Annotated in this window: 12 protein-coding genes and 3 pseudogenes; 6 read left to right on the top strand and 9 right to left on the bottom strand. The window is 69.2% G+C overall.

Annotation, left to right across the window (positions count from 1 at the left end):
* Positions 1–30 precede the first annotated feature (30 nt).
* From FRANCCI3_RS27260 to FRANCCI3_RS04825, 4 genes are all read right to left on the bottom strand, one after another.
* A complete protein-coding gene (locus FRANCCI3_RS27260; protein ID WP_011435418.1) occupies positions 31–1,713 on the bottom strand; it encodes a 4-amino-4-deoxy-L-arabinose transferase in 1,683 nt (560 codons plus the stop codon).
* Positions 1,710–3,428 (bottom strand): glycosyltransferase family 2 protein, encoded by a 1,719-nt coding sequence (locus tag FRANCCI3_RS04830; RefSeq protein WP_235463166.1) that lies wholly within the window; start codon positions 3,426–3,428, stop codon positions 1,710–1,712. Before FRANCCI3_RS04830 ends, FRANCCI3_RS27260 begins: the two co-directional genes overlap by 4 nt.
* A 363-nt stretch (positions 3,429–3,791) precedes the next feature.
* The gene (locus FRANCCI3_RS26695; RefSeq protein WP_023841309.1) at positions 3,792–3,968 is read right to left on the bottom strand and encodes a hypothetical protein; all 177 of its coding nucleotides are present in this window, start codon (positions 3,966–3,968) and stop codon (positions 3,792–3,794) included.
* Positions 3,955–5,193 (bottom strand): glycosyltransferase, encoded by a 1,239-nt coding sequence (locus FRANCCI3_RS04825; RefSeq protein WP_237704563.1) that lies wholly within the window; start codon positions 5,191–5,193, stop codon positions 3,955–3,957. Before FRANCCI3_RS04825 ends, FRANCCI3_RS26695 begins: the two co-directional genes overlap by 14 nt.
* Positions 5,194–5,972: 779 nt before the next feature.
* Between FRANCCI3_RS04825 and FRANCCI3_RS04820 the strand changes: the two genes are divergently transcribed.
* Positions 5,973–6,662, top strand: coding sequence for a hypothetical protein (locus tag FRANCCI3_RS04820; protein WP_011435415.1), 690 nt, complete (start codon positions 5,973–5,975; stop codon positions 6,660–6,662).
* A 14-nt stretch (positions 6,663–6,676) separates the two neighbouring features.
* On the opposite strand, the gene FRANCCI3_RS04815 is transcribed toward FRANCCI3_RS04820, so the two are convergent.
* From FRANCCI3_RS04815 to FRANCCI3_RS04810, 3 genes and pseudogenes are all read right to left on the bottom strand, one after another.
* A complete protein-coding gene (locus tag FRANCCI3_RS04815; RefSeq protein WP_011435414.1) occupies positions 6,677–9,697 on the bottom strand; it encodes an FAD-binding and (Fe-S)-binding domain-containing protein in 3,021 nt (1,006 codons plus the stop codon).
* A gap of 170 nt (positions 9,698–9,867) precedes the next feature.
* Positions 9,868–9,999, bottom strand: a pseudogene (locus FRANCCI3_RS28960) (IS30 family transposase); the annotation flags it as partial.
* A complete protein-coding gene (locus FRANCCI3_RS04810) occupies positions 9,960–10,709 on the bottom strand; it encodes an IS5/IS1182 family transposase (protein WP_011435413.1) in 750 nt (249 codons plus the stop codon). The pseudogene FRANCCI3_RS28960 and the gene FRANCCI3_RS04810, both read right to left, overlap by 40 nt.
* Positions 10,710–10,917: 208 nt before the next feature.
* Between FRANCCI3_RS04810 and FRANCCI3_RS28670 the strand changes: the two are divergent.
* Positions 10,918–11,595, top strand: a pseudogene (locus FRANCCI3_RS28670) (transposase family protein); the annotation flags it as partial.
* Positions 11,596–11,597: 2 nt separating this feature from the next.
* On the opposite strand, the gene FRANCCI3_RS04800 reads toward FRANCCI3_RS28670, so the two are convergent.
* Positions 11,598–12,131, bottom strand: coding sequence for an IS30 family transposase (locus tag FRANCCI3_RS04800; protein ID WP_011435411.1), 534 nt, complete (start codon positions 12,129–12,131; stop codon positions 11,598–11,600).
* Positions 12,132–12,199: 68 nt separating this feature from the next.
* Here FRANCCI3_RS04800 and FRANCCI3_RS23185 point away from each other — a divergent pair, with 68 nt between their 5' ends.
* Positions 12,200–12,664, top strand: coding sequence for a transposase (locus tag FRANCCI3_RS23185; RefSeq protein WP_023842293.1), 465 nt, complete (start codon positions 12,200–12,202; stop codon positions 12,662–12,664).
* Between the two features lie 621 nt (positions 12,665–13,285).
* Positions 13,286–13,558, top strand: a complete 273-nt coding sequence (locus FRANCCI3_RS27405; protein WP_011435409.1) for a hypothetical protein — start codon at positions 13,286–13,288, stop codon at positions 13,556–13,558.
* A gap of 308 nt (positions 13,559–13,866) precedes the next feature.
* Here the strand turns inward: FRANCCI3_RS27405 and FRANCCI3_RS28955 are convergent.
* A pseudogene (locus tag FRANCCI3_RS28955) lies at positions 13,867–14,098 on the bottom strand (IS630 family transposase); the annotation flags it as partial.
* Positions 14,099–14,163: 65 nt separating this feature from the next.
* On the opposite strand from FRANCCI3_RS28955, the gene FRANCCI3_RS25955 reads away from it, so the two are divergent.
* Together FRANCCI3_RS25955 and FRANCCI3_RS04780 are read left to right on the top strand one after the other, a co-directional pair.
* Positions 14,164–14,775 (top strand): hypothetical protein, encoded by a 612-nt coding sequence (locus tag FRANCCI3_RS25955; protein ID WP_023842243.1) that lies wholly within the window; start codon positions 14,164–14,166, stop codon positions 14,773–14,775.
* 529 nt (positions 14,776–15,304) lie between these two features.
* Positions 15,305–16,024, top strand: a complete 720-nt coding sequence (locus tag FRANCCI3_RS04780; RefSeq protein ID WP_011435407.1) for a hypothetical protein — start codon at positions 15,305–15,307, stop codon at positions 16,022–16,024.
* Positions 16,025–16,112 lie beyond the last annotated feature (88 nt).

Raw genomic sequence — 16,112 nt, 5'->3', positions numbered from 1 at the left:
CGGTCAGCTGGAGGGGAAGATGTCACGGGTTCAGCACCGGTCAGGCCGGCCGCGGCAGTCCGGGACGATGACCCGGCGAATCTCGATCTCTCCATCGCCGAACGACTTGAGGACCACCGAGTGCCGGAGCGCCTCGGCGACGAGCGGGACCTCAGCGAGCACCGAGTCGGGGGGCTTGCCCATCATCAGGTAGTCGACATCACGCCAGCCGTGGGGGAACCGGCCGCGCACCTGAGGGTCGAGGTCCAGCTTGTAGAACCACACCGGCAGCGGCCGGCGCCCGGCGATCGTGAGGTCGGTCCAGGCGATGTCGTCGGTGATAACGATGCCCTCCGGGGGAACGTTCGCGAGGAACCATCGGGTCGCCTCCCGGCTCGGGGCACTCGCGTCCTGGGTGAGCGCGGTGCGAATTTTCGGTGTCCAGTCCGGGATCACCGTCGCGGCGGCCACGGACAGGGCCACCAGGACCACGAGGCAGCGCAGGCCATTGACGATCATGGCCGCGGTCGCCCCCACCCCCGCCCCGGGCCCCGACCCCGGCCCGGCATGATGCGGCGGACCGCGTCGCGGCCGTGCTCCACTCGGCAGGACGGCGTCGAGCAACCCTGCCACGCACAACGCGGCGAACGGGAGCATCGCGGTGACGTAGGGGTTGGGCAGGTAGCCGTTGCGGAAGACGAAGGCAAACTGCAGCAGCAGTAGTCCGGCGACGACCCGCAGCCGCCGCAGGGCGAGCAGGGGAACCGCGGCCGCAATACCGGCGAGGACCAGGTAGGGATCGAGATCGAGCCAGGACCGCACGACATGGTAGGTGTCACTGCCGGTGTCGAGCACGCTGCCGCTCGGGGCCCGGTCGAACAGCTGCCATCTGATCGCCCATTCCAGCGAGACGTGGCCGGGCCCCTCGAACAGCTCGTTCTTCGCGGCCGCATACAGGATGTAGATGCCGCACACGCCGATCAGGCAGCCCATGAAGTTGCGCCGCACGAATCGCCAGTTACGAGGATCACGATTCTGCCGGAGCAGTACGTACAACCCCGGGAGGAAGAGCAGGACGGTTTCCTTCGACCAGAACGCGAAGGCCATGAAGATCCCGGCGAACGCCGCCGCCGCGACACTGCGTCGCGGCGACGCCGCGCACACCAGGGCGGCGAGCAGCCACATCACGGCGATGTTGTCGAGGAACGCCATCCGCTGATACCACAGGGCGAGCGGTGAAAGCGAGAAGACGAGCAGGGCCAGGCCGGCGAAGAACCGTCGTAGGCCGAGGAGCCGGCCGAACCGGTACAGCAGCACGCAGCTCACCAGATGCACGCCGAACATGAGCTCGCGGGCCGCGGTGACCGCCGTCGGCGCCCGGTTGAAACCATCAGTGATCTTCGTGTAGATGGCAATCAACAGCCATCCGCCGAACGGATGGTCATACCAGTACGTGTAATGCGCGATCCGGTTCCAGTACTGCATCGAATAAGCCTGGGCGGCATACGTGCCCTCGTCGTCGGTGACGCGGCCCGGCCAGCCGTCGAAATTGTAACCGTGCAGCACCGCCACCACCGTCAGGAGCACGGCGAGCAGGAGCAGGCTGCGGCGGCGGACGCCGACCCAGCCGACCAGTCGGCCGGTGAGCTCCCCGGCCCGGGCTGCGATCCAGGTCACGGCGGTCTGCGGGCCGAGCGGTCGGGGGTACGGGTTCGCGGCGTCGGGTGCGGTCACGACGCCGCCTCCAGCTCGAAGCGGCCGGAGCCGGTGCTGTGGTGGGCCCCGGAGTGGGAGGTCTTCTCCCACTCGACCCGGCCACGCAGCAACCGGGCCGTGGCGCGCACCGCGGCGGCGGAGAGCGCGAGCTGGTACAGCGGGGCGCAGAGCACGAGCCGCACGCTGTCCCAGCGACGCAGATCGAGCCCGTACGCCTCGGCGAACTCGCGGAACGCCGCCTGCTCGGAGAAAACCGTCATGACGGTCGCACCGAACGGAAGCCAGAAGACGATGACCAGACCGGTCGGCGCCGCCAGAAACAACGTGAGGACCAGCGACACCGGCAGCAGGACGCCGGCGAGTGCCTGGAAGAACGGCATCGTGAGCATCTCCACCGCCATGATGCGCTGACGTGCTCCCGGCAGCGCCCGCCAGTCCCCCTTGAAGAGGACCTGCATGAACCCCATCATCCAGCGGGTGCGCTGGATGATGAGTTTCGTGAGGCTTTCCGGGGTCTCCTCCCGGGTCGTCAGATCCGGATGGTAGAAGACCGCGGTCGGGATTCCGGCGGCCGAAGCCCGCACCCCGAGGTCACAGTCCTCGGTGAGGCAGGAGACGTCCCACCCACCGAGCCTTTCCAGCACCGTTCGCCGAATGAACACCGTGTTGCCGCCGAGTGGGATGAAACGCGCGCGCGCCTGGAAACGCAGCCGCGACATGAACCAGATGTAGTATTCGAGGCAGTTGCGGGCCCGCCACCAGGAGGTGCCCGCGTCCAACCAGTGGAGGAACGCCCGTATCGGTGAGTGGTCCGCGGCGCGCCGCCACGCCGTGGCACGCGCGTTCATGAGCTGCACGCCGCCCTGAAAGATGCCGACGTCGGCGTGGCGCAGGGCCAGCGTGTTCACGTAACGCAGGAGTCCCCCGGCGAGCAGGGACTCCGCGTCGACGACGCCGACCAGGTCGCCGGTGCAGTGCCGGCGGGCGTCCTCCAGGGACAGGGGTTTACTACGCCGGCTGCCTTCGGGCGCGACGACCCGCACGTTGGAATGCCGGCCGGCGATCTCCTCGGCGACCCGTCGGGTCTCCTGGTCGACCTCGTCATACGACACCATCACGACCAGTTCCACCAGGTCGCCGGGGTAGTCGCCGGCAAGGATCTGGGTCAGGGTCCGCCCGAGCACCGGCTCGTCGCGGGCGGGGACGATGAGGGAGAAGCGGTTGCGGGGCGCGAGGTTGCCGGTCAGGTCCACGTGATGCACCCGCTCGGGACGCTGCCAGCTGTACTGGCCGCGCACGAGGGTCAGGCTGGCGACCAGCAGCATCAGCAACGAGACGATCGTCCATGCGGCGAGTAGCACGACGTGGTGATGCTCGGCCGCACGCACCCCCAGCGTCACCGCGAGGGGCACGCTGACCAGCGCCCACACCCAGCGCCGCCGGCGGCTGGCGCCGGGGATCGACCCGCGGGTCCGCGCCCGGAGCCGACCGGACAGGACCAGGCCGCCGGTCACCGCCGCCACCGCGCCCAGTACCACGGCGAACGGCTGGCCCAGGCGCGGACCGCCGTACGAGACCAGCCTGATGTCCGGCGAACCGGCGAACATGTAGACGTACCAGCCGCCCGACTCGCACGCGAGCCGGGCGAGCCACGGGATCCGCCGGCCCCGGCCACCCCGGCCGAACATCCGAGGCAGGACGACCGCGAGTGCGCCGGGCAAGAGGTAAGACATGCTCCCGTCCAGACCGACCAACGCGGACAACACGAGGGCCGACGTGGTGTGCAGGGCGGCCCCCCACCCCGCGGCCCACCACCCCGCGGCCGCTACCATCCACAGCCGAGGTGAGCGTCGGGGCACGCGGGGATCTCGGTGCGCATGGGCATGCCGACGCGCGCCGCGGGGGAGCGCCCGCGCACGCGGGACTTCGGAATCAGAATCGGATGTCACCTGTACCTGCCTGAAAGGGGTGGGCACGGAGCACCGCGGGCGGGCGACACCGCGGCGGGTCCGGTCCCCGGCCTGGATGGAAGGTCAGTTCGCCGCGACGAGCTTCGGGAGGTCGGCCACGTACTCGGCGACCGTGGTGTCGGCGAATTAGCTCCTCGCCATTCCCTTGTAGTTCGTCGTCGGCGTGGAATACGCCAAGGTGCCGCCGGCAAGCATGATCCGCCTGTCGGGGAGCTGCGCATGCCCGGAACAGAACAGCCGGATGAGGACCCCACCGGCGCCGAGGTGTACGCCGTCACCGGCGGGTGGGCTACGAAACCGCACCGGACACCCCGTCCTCCGACGGCCTTCCGTGGGACGGCGACACCGCCCGCTCAGACACCGCCCGCTCAGACACCGCCCGCTCAGACACCGCCCGCTCAGACACCGCCCGCTCAGACACCGCCCGCTCAGACACCGCCCGCTCAGACACCGCCCGCTCAGACACCGCCCGTCGCCGGTACACCAGCCGATCCACCACCAGGTATCGGACGATCACCGCGGCGGCCAGGGACATCAGGGTCGAGATGCCGACGCCGAGATGCCATCGCCCGACCAGCACCGCGAGCAGTGGCAGCCGAATGACCAGATCGAGATTGTTGATGAGCGCGAACGCCGGATAGCGACGCAGCCGGGAACCCGTCTCCCGATCCCAGACCAGGAGCTCGCAGCCGAGGAAGTTCCAGCCGACGGCGATCTGGGTCGCGACGATCGCCGCGACCAGGTAGTGCAAGCCGACGTGGTGAAGCACGGCGGTGCCAAGCAGGTTCGGCACCGTCCCGGACGCCCCGACCAGGGCGAACCGCGCGGGCTTCGGAACCCGCAACGCGAACAGCCGCCGGGCGAAGCGGGCGCCTTCGGTCAGCGAGGCGTTGGAGGTCCCGGCGTGCCGCTCGGCGAAGGCGTACCCGATCTCGCGGACGCGCAGCCGTCCGGACGCGACGAGCAGCTCCAGCAGGATCTTGTAGCCGTCCGGTCGCAGGCCGGCCCGGTCCACGACGGCGACCCGTACCAGGAAGAAGCCGCTCATCACGTCCGAGACGCCGCGCAGCCGACGGGGGAAGACCCACCGACACAACCGGTTCGACCCCGTCGAGACCAGGTGCCGCATGCTTCCAGCGAGCCCCGATGCGCTGCCGCCGGACACGTACCGGCTGCCGATCACCACATCGGCGGCATGTTCCACGGCGGTGCCGAGCAGCGCCGGGATGGTCTCCGGCGGATGCTGGAGGTCCCCATCGATGATCACCGCATAGGGCGCGGCACAGAGCGCGAAGCCCTCGCTGACCGCGCCCCCCAGCCCGCCGACCCGCTGGGCCGGGGTCCGGTGGTGCACCCGTACCGGTAACCGCACCGAGGGGCGGACGCGCGCGATGACCTCGGGCGTTCCGTCGTCGGAGTCGTCAACGAAGATTACTTCTCCGGACAGGCCGTGCAGCGCCTCGTCGAGGCGCCGCAGCAGCGGTTCGACGTTGCGCGCCTCGTTGCGGGTGGGTATCACGACCGACACCTGTGGCCCGACGTCCAGCCGGGAACCGACCGGTTCCGCGGCCGAACCGCCCGTCCGCTCGGGACGCTCCAGCGGGTGGCGGGGATGCGGCAGAACGGGCAGACGGAGCAGGCCCGTGCGGTCGTCCGGTCTGCCCGCCGGCCCGGTCCGGCTCCCCTGCTCGGTCCTACTCGCTTGATCGGTCCTACTCGCTTGATCGGTCCTGCCCCCCTGATCGGTCGAGGTCATCGGATCCCCCCGGGGCCACAGACCCGCGAAACGCGAGTCAACGCCGAGATAATCCCGATCCGTCGAATTCCGGACAATACAGCGCAACATTCACGCGGCCACATTCCTGTGGTGATCATAACGAATTTCCCCCAGAGGCAGCGGAACAAGAGAAGCCTCGGATCGAGCCATCTACCGGCACCCCATGCCCGATCCGGGCCCTACAGTCATAAGGCCGGGCGAAAAATTACCGCAGGTCGTCAGCCGGCGGGGGCGGGTGACCACCAGGAACACTCCGAGACACGGCCTCCCCGCTAAGCCGGGTGCGCCGTGCCACACCGCACTCCACCGGCATGCTTTCCGACACTTCCGGGCAACCCGGTTGGCCGGTACCGTCCGGCCCTATAATTCAGAAATCACCGATCAACATCCCCGCATAGGGCCACAAGTCCCGGCCCCACGGAGCGGTACATCGCGACAACACGTGGAACCACCCCGGCCGGGTTGACGACAGTCACGACCGCAGAACCCCGCGCCCATAGACTTCCCAGCCATAAACCCCAGGGAGCACGGTGTCAGACCAGCCTCGCAAGAGCAGAGCGGACAGGGGGCACGTTCGCCTCAACCAACGGGATCTCCACGCCCTCGAATGGATCTTCGATATGCGGGCCGCCTTCGAGTCGGACATCTCGGAGATTCTCGGCCCGGAACACCCGATCTCCAAGAACGCGGCCCGCGCCGTCGTGAAGCGCTGGGAGAACGCCGGAGTCGCCTCCGCCGATCCCGTACTCGCCGGCCAGGGCCGGCTCGTACGGCTCACCGCCGAGGGCACCCGGCTGGTCAGTTCGATGGAGCTGGAATCCGACGGGGCGGCGACGAGCGCGGCGGGGGCCGTGCGCCACGCCATGGTCGCCCGCGCCCGGCTGCGGATCGAGAACGCCGGGGTGGGCGGGTCGCGGGTGCTGGCCTGGATCAGCGAGCGACAGTGGCGGCACGAAAACGAGGCCGCCCTGCACACCGGGTCGCACGTTCCCGACGGATTCGTCCGCCTCGATGGCGGGATGACGGGAGTCGTGCAGGTCGGCCATACCCGGGTGGAGGTCGCCCGGCTCCGGCCACTGATCGCGAAGCTCGCCCGTCACCATCCCGTCGTCGTACTCGCCGTTCCCCGGGGAGAGCTGGCCGGCAACCCGGCCGGCCCCGCCGCGGTCACCGACGACGGCGACGGCCTGCCGGCGACGGTCTTCACCGTGGAGATCTGACTTCGCTTCTGACGTCACTGTGGAGATCTGAGCCCGGCGAGACGCTCGGCGAGCAACTCGGCGAGATGCCGCCCGCGCCGGGCGGCGACGTGTTCGGCCTGGGTCCGGCAGGAGAATCCGTCGGCGAGCAGCACGGTGCCCGCGGGAGCCGAGGCGATCGCCGGGCCCAGGGTACGGGCAGCGATCGCCATCGACACGTCGTAGTGCCCGGCCTCCATACCGAAGTTGCCGGCCAGGCCGCAGCAGCCAGCGAGGACGTCGACGTCCGCGCCGGCCGCCGCCAGCAGGCCGCGGTCGGCGGCGAATCCCATGACCGCGTGCTGGTGGCAGTGCGGCTGGGCAAGGACGCGCACCCCGTCGAGACGCGGCGGAGTCCAGCCGATGGTGTCGGCGAGCAGCTCGGCGAGGGTACGCACCGCACCGGCGACCAGCGCGGCTGCGGGGTCGCCCGCGAGCAGCTCGACGAGGTCGCCGCGCAGCACCGCCGTGCAAGACGGTTCCAGGCCGACGATCGGCGTCCCGGCCCGGGCGTACGGCGCGAGGCAGTCGACGGTCGCTCGCAACCGGTGGCGCGCACCGTCGAGCTGGCCGGTGGTGATCCAGGTGAGACCACAGCACGCGGGGCCCGGCGGCACGATCACCCGGTAGCCGGCGTCCGCCAGAACTGCCACGGCGGCCCGGCCGACTTCGGGGGAGAACGCCTCCGTGAACGTGTCGATCCACAGCACCACCTCCCGGCTGTGGGCCTCGCGCCGGTGGATCGCCCGCCCGTCGGCCGCTTGCCCGTCAGCCGGCCGCCCGTCAGCCAAGTACCCGTCGGCCGGGTACCCGTTTCCCAGGTCCGAGCCGCTTCCCAGGTCCGAGCCGCCGTGCTCGCGCCACCAGCGGCTGAACGGTTGCCTGGCGAAGGCCGGCACCTCGCGGCGCGCGTCCATGCCCCCCATCCGCAGCAGCAGCCGTCGCACCGCCGGTCCGGCCAGCACCGCGTTGACCAGGCGTGGCGCCCGCCCGGCGACCCGGGCCCATCGGGGCAACCAGCCGAGCACGTAATGGCTGACCGGCCGGAGTCGATGCCGGTAGGCGCGGAACAGCACCTCGGACTTGTACGTCGCCATGTCCACCCCGGCCGCGCAGTCGCGCGCGCACGCCTTGCACGACAGGCACAGGTCGAGCACCTCGGCCACCTCCGGGGCCCGGGCGCCCCCGGCACCTCCGCGGACCAGCGAGCCGTTCGCCATCTCCTGCAGCACCCTGGCCCGGCCGCGGGTGGAATCCTTCTCGTCGCGCGTCGCGAGGTACGACGGGCACATGAAGCCGCCGGCCGCCGGCGTGTCGGCCCGGCAGGTGCCCAGCCCGACGCAGCGGTGGACGGCCCGCCCGAACTCCCCCGCGTCGGCGGTGAAGGCGAATCCGCCGATAGTGGGCAGCGGGCGAGCCGCCGGCAGGCGCAGGTCGGCGTCGATCGGCCTCGGCCGGACCAGCACACCCGGGTTGAGAAGATCGTCCGGGTCGAACAGGGCCTTGAAACCGGCGAAGACGCCGAGCGCGGCCGGCGAGTACATCCTGGCCAGCAGCTCACCGCGGGCCCGGCCGTCCCCGTGCTCACCGGATATCGAGCCGCCGTAGGAGGCGACCAGGTCGGCGGCCTCGGTCAGGAACGGGCGCAGGCGCCCCGGGGCCTCCGCCAACGGTAGATCAATCCGGATGTGCACGCAGCCGTCCCCGAAGTGTCCGTACGGCACCCCGTCGATCCGGTGCGCGCGCAGCAGGTCTTCGAAGTCACGCAGGTAGGCTCCCAGGCGCTGCGGCGGCACGGCCGCGTCCTCCCAGCCGGGCCAGGCTGGTTCCCCCGCCGCGCTCCGCCCGGCGAGACCCGCGCCGTCCTCGCGGATCCGCCAGAGGGCGCGGGTCTGCGGGCCGGTGGGCAGCACCCGGGTGGCCCTCGTGCCCGCGGCGGTCGCCAACGCCCAGCCGGCCGCGAGCGCCTCCGCCGGGCTCGCCCCACCGACCTCGACGAACAGCCAGCCGGTGCCGGCGGGAAGCTCCGGTACGGCCCGCGGTCCCCGGTGCCGGCGCACGATGTCGACCAGGCGCGCGTCCATGCCCTCCACCGCCAGCGGAGCGTGCGGGAACAGCAGCGGCACGGCGTCCGCGGCGGCCGGCATGTCCGGATAGCCCAGCACGACCATCGCGGTCGCGGCCGGCCGGGGGACGAGGCGGACGGTCGCCCCGAGCACGACCACACAGGTGCCCTCGGAGCCCACCAGGGCCTTCGCCAGGTCGCCGCCGCGTTCGGGCAGCAGGTGCTCCAGCGAGTAGCCGGAGACCTGGCGGGGGAACCTGCCGAGTTCGGTGCGCAGGACCGCCAGGTTGGCCCGGACGAGGTCGTCGAGCCCGGGGACTGCCGGATACCCGGGGACTGCCGGATACCCAGAGCCACCCGATCGCCCGGAGCCACCCGGGCCGACCCGTAGTCGACGTCCCGTGCCGTCGAGCACGTCGAGATCGACGATGTTGTCGGCGGTCCGGCCGTAGGCGATCGCCCGTGCGCCGCAGGCGTTGTTGCCGATCATGCCGCCGATGGTGCAGCGGGCATGGGTGGAGGGATCCGGACCGAATCGCAGCCCGTGCCGGCCGGCCGCCTCCTGGAGGCTGTCCAGGATGACCCCGGGCTGCACGCTCGCGGTGCGGGCGGCCGGGTCCAGGGAGATGATGCGGTGCAGGTGGCGGCTGAGATCCATCACCACCCCGGGGCCCACGGCGTTGCCCGCGATGGAGGTGCCCGCGCCCCGGGTGGTCAGCGGGGTCGCGGTGGACCGGCAAACTGCCGCGATCGCCAGGATGTCCCCGACCTCCCGGGGGAACACCACAACCGCGGGCGGCACCCGGTAGTTCGAGGCGTCGGAGGAGTACTCGGCCCGGCGCCGGGCCGAGGCGTCGACCATGGGCCGGACCACTCGATCATGATCTACACCGGTGCCGGCGACCATCGATCCGGCCGTGGTCGGTCGCTCCCCGAGCGCCGCCCGCAGCATCTGGACCAGCTCCGCCCGGTCCCCGGCCCCTGTTCCGGCCCCGGCCCGATCCCCGGGACGCCGAAACTGTCGGCGAAACCGTTGGACCCGCACGCGACGCTGCTCCCGCTGCACCCCACCATCCTCGCCACGGGCCGGGCCGGCCGCACCGGATCGACCTGCCACTGTGGATCTTCAATGAGATCGCCCTCCCGGAACCCGGGCACGGCACGGTCGGTGGCCTCCTTCGGCCGCTCACTGAGCCTTTTCAAAGTTAGCTTTCCTAAATCTCTTCCTCGGTGAGAATGAATGCGGCGAGGGCGAACTTCCCGACACGGCGGGGACAGCCGCGGAAGCGGTCGAAGATGTGCCAGTTCTTCAGGATCGCGAAGCCGCGCTCGCCTCTGGCGCGGGTGGCGGCGTGGGCACGGTTGATCTCCTTTAGCTGATCGGACAGGTCGCCGCCGGGTGGCTTCTTGTACGGAACGAGGAGGTGGTCTCCTTCGCCGCCGACATATCCCTTGTCGGCGAAGAGGTGGAGCTCCGAGCGGTCGATCACGTGGAGGATGTCGTGCATGCGGGCGGCGGTGAGGTCGTGGACGCTGCCGGGAAGCCCCTCGGAGATCCAGATCATCCTGCCGTAGGGGTCGGTGAGGCCCTGGAGGTTGATGCCGTGGTACTTGTGCTTGCCCGAGTAGTACAGCTTGTTGTGTGCCCGGACACGGGTGGTGCGCACGACCGTTCCGTCGAGGATGAGGAAGTTGCTCTGCGTCCACGCGAACGTCCACACCGCCGCGAGGCGGCTACGGCCGCGGGTGGCCAGCAGATCGACGGCCTCGCGCACGTAGTTGTAGACCGTCCCGACACTGACGCCGAAGCCTTCGGCGAGTCGCTCGTAGGTGTCGCCGTTGCGTAGGTGCGCGAGCACGAGGAGTGCCTGCCCGTGTGGGGACAGCTTGCGCCACGTCTGGCGCTGAGCGCGGTCGTCGGCCAGCAATGTCGAGGCCCAGGAACGAGCGGAAGCGCAGGCCATACGACCTAAGCCGCACAAGCTGGCGGTGAAAACGCGGTTGCACGACGCGGTCAATGAGCCTTTCCCGGCAACGGGTCGTCGCACTGGGTAGCCGTAACGGACTGTGATGGTCTGGCGGGTGGGGTCGGGCCGGGAGACAAGGCGGCGCGGGGTCTCGGTAGGAAGTGTCCTTCCACAGATCACTTCACCGAAGGACCCCGCGTCCCGCATGAGTTTCACATACACCGCCGAGCTGCCCTTCGGCGATCACACCGTCTTCCGCCTGGCCGGACTGTTGGTCGCGGAGCGTCAGCGTCGTGGTACCCGTAACGGCACTCGCACGCTGTCCGCGCTGGAGCAGGCCGTGATGGCCCTGCGCTGGTTCTGTGACGGCACGCGGACCCGCCCGCCCCTCAACGATCATGGAGTATCCCGCTCAGTGGGCTACCGCTACCTGCACGAGGGCGTCGCCGTGCTGGCCTGGCAGGCCCCTGACCTGCGCGAGGCGTTGATGCGGGCCAGGATCGCAGGCTATCGCCATCTGATCGTCGATGGCACGGTCATCGAGACCGACCGGCTGCGCGTGCCTGGTCCGAGCGAGGGCGTGGACCTGTGGTGGTCCGGCAAGATCTCCGATCACGGTGGCAACGTCCAAATCCTGTCGACCCCCGACGACGGCTGGCCGCTGTGGGTCTCGGAGGTGCCCCCCGGCCGCGAACACGACTCGACCGCTCTGCGCGCCTCCGGCGCGCCGCCGATCCTGGAAGAGGAGTGGACCGCCGACCTACACGAGGTGCTGTTCGACCTCGGTTACGAAGGGTTGGGCGGCCCGGCCGGGCCGCCCACGCTCGCCCGCAAGAAGCCCACGGCTCCTACCCAGAGAGTCACACAAGCCTACCACCAGCAAAATCAGTGGCCGGGTACCGCGCGGTCGGCGGCCTCGGCAGAGTGCTCGGAGATGCCGACCATGCCGGCGATCCTGGCCTGCTTCGGCCGAGTCGACCCCCGCGGCCGGCGCTCCGCCCGGCCCGACCGCGGCGCGAGCTTCAGCCGCGTGTTCAGTTCGCCACGCGCCTGAACGAAGAGCGTCTGGTAGATCGTCTCGTGCGACACGCGCATCTCCGGATCATCCGGGAAATCCTTCTTCAGCCGATTAGACACCTGTTCCGGCGAGAAGTCGGCCGACAGCCGTTCGGCCACCGCGTCGTGCAGCCGGACGTGAGTTTCCAGCTTGAACGCCTTCGGTCGCCGCCGCCGCTCGTCGGCGCGTTTCTGCGCGTCCGCGGCGCGGTATCCGGCATTGCCGCCGTTGCGCGCGACCTCACGGCTGATCACCGACTGGTTTCGGTCCAGCCGGGCCGCGATCATCCGGTGTGACAGTCCCTCGGCCAAGCCCCTGGAGATCGCCTCCCGCTCCTCCAAGGTCAACTCGACGCCGCGCACTCAGCCCTCCGATCAGTGGATCATCTTTCTACCAGCACTGATGCTCTGATCATCTGAGACCGCCCCGGGTGGCCGTGGTGGGTACACACCGGTACCGGTCGGGTCTTGGTGACGCCGGGTGGGTGGTTGCCGAAGCGGTGTTGCCGCCGGGGCATCGTGGGCGCCATCCGGTACGTGGCTACGTGGCCCGCAACGGGATCGCGTGGCGGGCGCTGCCGGCGGGCTTCCCGGCGTGGCGGGCGGTCTGCGGCTTCTTCGACCGGTGGAAGAACAAGGGCGTGACCGCCAGGGCCCAGGGCGCGTCGCGGGGCGGACCCGGCCCGCGGGGGTCGTGGACCATCCTGAAGACCACCGTCGAGACCACCCGGGAGAACCCCGGCCGGAAAACCTCCGGGGCCCTGCCGGGACGAGGGGTGGTCGAACGCACCCTCGCCTGGCTTACCGCCCACCGGCGGCTTGCCCACGGCTATGGACGTCATCCCGCCGCCTCCGAATCGTTCATCAACGGGCTCGTGCGCGCTGGTCCGCGCTAGTCGTAGCTCTTCCGGCCGGTAGGACTTGCCGCCCTTCCAAAAACGTTACGAACGGGCCGGCAAGCCGGCAAGTTTTGTGAATAAATGACTTTTTTGCGCATTCTGCGGATCGGGGCCGGTGGTGAGGGGCCGCCGGCCACAGCGGAAGAAACCGCCGGCGGCGTGTCACCGCCGTGGGGCTGGCACGCAGATCGCACAGCGGTGAACGCTGCGAACGAGCCGGCAAGTTTTGTGAATAGACAGCTTTTTGCGCATTCTGCGCAGGCGAGGAGCTGGCCCGCACCGGCGAGCAGCGCTGCCGGGACCGCGACCGCCAGCCCACCCCACACCGGCCTTTTCCGGCGACCGCCCGAACGCGATCTTCCGCAGCACCGCGAGCCCAGCCCGCAGCGCCTCACGCTCGGTCTCCCGCTCAACCAGCCGGCTACCCGAACAGAACCCTCACCACCCACCCAAAGATAGCAATAAGGTGAAGGATCATTATGCTTCCACACGACTTCGCGGATTAAAACGCGGATTAAAACTCAGTAGCGGAAGACCCACGGTCTCGGGAAGCCGGAGACGTTCACTTTTCTGGGGTTCACGTGTCTGTGCGCGACGTCCAAGAAGGGGAACTTCTGGGTGAGGCGCGTCACGGGCAAGAGGCGGATGCGGGCGAAGCTCAAAGAGATCAAGGAGGAACTGAAGCGGCGCCGGCACCAACCCGTCCCGCTCCAAGGGCAGCGGCTACGCAGTGTGGTGGTTGGGCATCTCAACTACTACGCCGTGCGCGGCAACACGGACGCGGTCGCGTCCTTCCGCATCCAGGCGACACGGCACTGGTTCAAGGCGCTTCGCCGACGAAGCCGGCGCACGCGACTGACCTGGGCGCGCATGGGGCGCCATGCCGACTGATGGCTACCACCCGCCCGCCCACGCCACCCGATGCCGAGCGTGCGCTTCGACGCCAGAACCCGAGGCAGGAGCCCAGTGCGGTAATTCCGCACGCTGGGATCGGTGCGGGGGCCTCCGCAAGGACGGTCCCAATCGGGTTGGCGTATATCCAGGTCTCTGACCAGCATGTTTTGGTGATCAGGCTGCTCCCGTGTCCGTCCCCACGTTGCACACACCCAAGGCTCGGACGCAGTGCGCCGGCCACCGTACGGAGACACTGCCGCCCCCGACGAGGCCGGCCGGGGCCGGCGGCACGGGAGAGCGACCTCCGGCCGCGGCTCGTCGGTCAGCCCTTCCAACCGGTCGACGGCGAACCGGTTCCGCCACTTCGCCATCGTCCCCACCGACGCCCCGACCTGCCCGTTCGTCCCGCTCTCCGCGCACGCCAGCACGATCCGCGACCGCGACGCCTGCGCCGTCTTCGGACGCCCGGACCCAGCCAGTCAGCGCCTCCAGCTCCTCGTCGGTCAGCACGATCTCCACAGCACGCGGCCCAGACATAACCGCAGTATACGATCTACACGTGAACTAAGGATTCAGGACACTACTGTAGCTATCATCAAACGATGACCGACAGCGAGTCAGAAGTCACCAGCTCAGGTGATGTGCCCGAATCAAGAGAGACGCTCCGCATCCGCGAATGGTATTACAACGACACCCAACAGCCAACCGAAATCGAAGTCTTGAATCGAGCTGTGAGGCTTGCAAGCAACAGTCTATATGTAATCGACATTCAGATACGTCGAATAGCGGGAGACGAGCCCGAGGATGAAGACTATCTCTTCCGTGTATGGGCTGATATCGATTTTTTGATCATAACGCTTTGGAAAATCCGCACCGTGACACTCGCCGCCGCTCGACGGCTTCCGTCCGACCTGGCATTGACTGACGCAATCGCCGAGTTTGACCGCAGCGTTCCGCATCTAAAGTTGATGCGCGATGTTGGGCAACATCTAGAGGACTATATGATCAACGCAGCATCGCGCCGCCATCGACGCCCAGGTACAGAATACAAGATCAGCCGCCGGCAGCTTGAGGTGGCCGCATGGAGCCAGAACGATTTTCGTTGGCTCGACGCCGTACTCGACTTCACTGATTCCAGGAAGGCCGCGAGCGTCCTCTATTCACGCCTCCGCGCCGCTCGTTCCAAGTATACGGCGTCTGTTGACGGCAAATGATGAGATGCGGGGGTAGCGCGGAGCGGCGCTGTCCGGCGCCTGCATATGCCCGTCACCAGCCCCGGTTCGCTAACCATGCGCGGCCAGTCCCGTGATCGTTTGTGGCCGACAACAGCCGCGTCGGGTCCCGTGGACAGCGCAATGCCAGACCGCCGAACCTAGTCGTAACATGGCATGTGGCAGCCCACTTGTCGCAGCGCGTCATGCGGGTGCCTAGACATGTGCAATCCGGGGGTGGTACCAGTCGTATTCGCAGAGGATCCAGGCTTCTGACCAGCGCCTTTGGGCAATCGGACCGGTCCCTGGTCCGCACCCGAGGTGCACATGCCGCACGGCTTGGACGCCGTACACCGACCACCGCACCGGCCGGACCCTTGTTGACGATGCCGACCCGATCCGGCCCCGGAGAAACTGCGGCAGCACGGCTTGCGGTGGCCTCCTCCCCGGCGTCGTCGTGCCTGCAAGGAGCTATGATCATGGTGCTGCGTGGCAGGGACCTTCGGATCCAGCAGGCTTGAGAGGAGGCGCGATGATTCAGGATCGCGGCCGTTTCGACCTGCCCCTGTACAGCGTCGCCGAGGCGGGCCGGCACCTGGGCGTGCCGACGTCGACTTTCGCGACCTGGGCCTACGGCTACACCCGGCACGCACCGGGCCGCGTCCCGGTCCATGGTGAGCCGATCGTCACCGTGCTGCCCCGTCAGCGCCATGGCACGGCCGTCGTGCCGTTCATCGGGCTTGCCGAGGGGATGATCCTGGCAGCCATCCGAGCCGCTGGGGTGCCGCTACAGCGGATCCGCCCCGCGTTGGCCCGCCTGTCCGAGCAGTTGGGGATCGAGCACGTCCTCGCCTCACGCGCCCTGTACACCGACGGCGCCGAGGTTCTCTACGACTTCGCTGAGAGCCAGGGCGACACGCCCGAAGCACGCGGAGCCCGGGAACTGGTCGTGGTGCGCAACGGGCAGCGGGTGTTCGGGGAGATCGTCGAGTCCTACCTCCGGCTGGTGGAGTTCGCCTCGGACGGCTACCCCCGGCTCATCCGGCTACCGCGGTACGAGCCCGGCTCCGTCATCGTCGATCCCCACCGTGGCTTCGGTCAGCCGATCTTCACTCATGGCGGCGCCCGCGTCGAAGACGCCCTGGGCCGCTTCCACGCCGGCGAACCACTCGCCGAGGTGGCGGAGGAATTCGGCGTGCCTCTCCCTGACCTTGAAGGCGCCGTCCGTGTCGCAAGCAAAATCGCCGCCTGATGACTTGACAGGCCGCGACCCTGCCGGGCTTCCGCATGTCTTCATCGACCGAGGGAGAGGAGAGGACAGAGATACTCCGCGTCCGCGT

This window comes from Frankia casuarinae (genome assembly GCF_000013345.1).
Lineage (GTDB): Bacteria > Actinomycetota > Actinomycetes > Frankiales > Frankiaceae > Frankia > Frankia casuarinae.
Note: the sequence above shows the minus strand (reverse complement) of the source record. Positions and strands in the feature narration are given on the sequence as shown.

Excerpts from the sequence above, each read along its gene's own strand:
- FRANCCI3_RS04830 (WP_235463166.1), bottom strand. The coding sequence starts at position 3,428 with ATGTCTTACCTCTTGCCCGGCGCACTCGCGGTCGTCCTGCCTCGGATG.
- FRANCCI3_RS04815 (WP_011435414.1), bottom strand. The coding sequence starts at position 9,697 with ATGCTGCGGGCGGCGCTCGGGGAGCGACCGACCACGGCCGGATCGATG.
- FRANCCI3_RS04810 (WP_011435413.1), bottom strand. The coding sequence starts at position 10,709 with ATGGCCTGCGCTTCCGCTCGTTCCTGGGCCTCGACATTGCTGGCCGAC.
- FRANCCI3_RS25955 (WP_023842243.1), top strand. The coding sequence starts at position 14,164 with ATGACCGACAGCGAGTCAGAAGTCACCAGCTCAGGTGATGTGCCCGAA.
- FRANCCI3_RS04780 (WP_011435407.1), top strand. The coding sequence starts at position 15,305 with ATGATTCAGGATCGCGGCCGTTTCGACCTGCCCCTGTACAGCGTCGCC.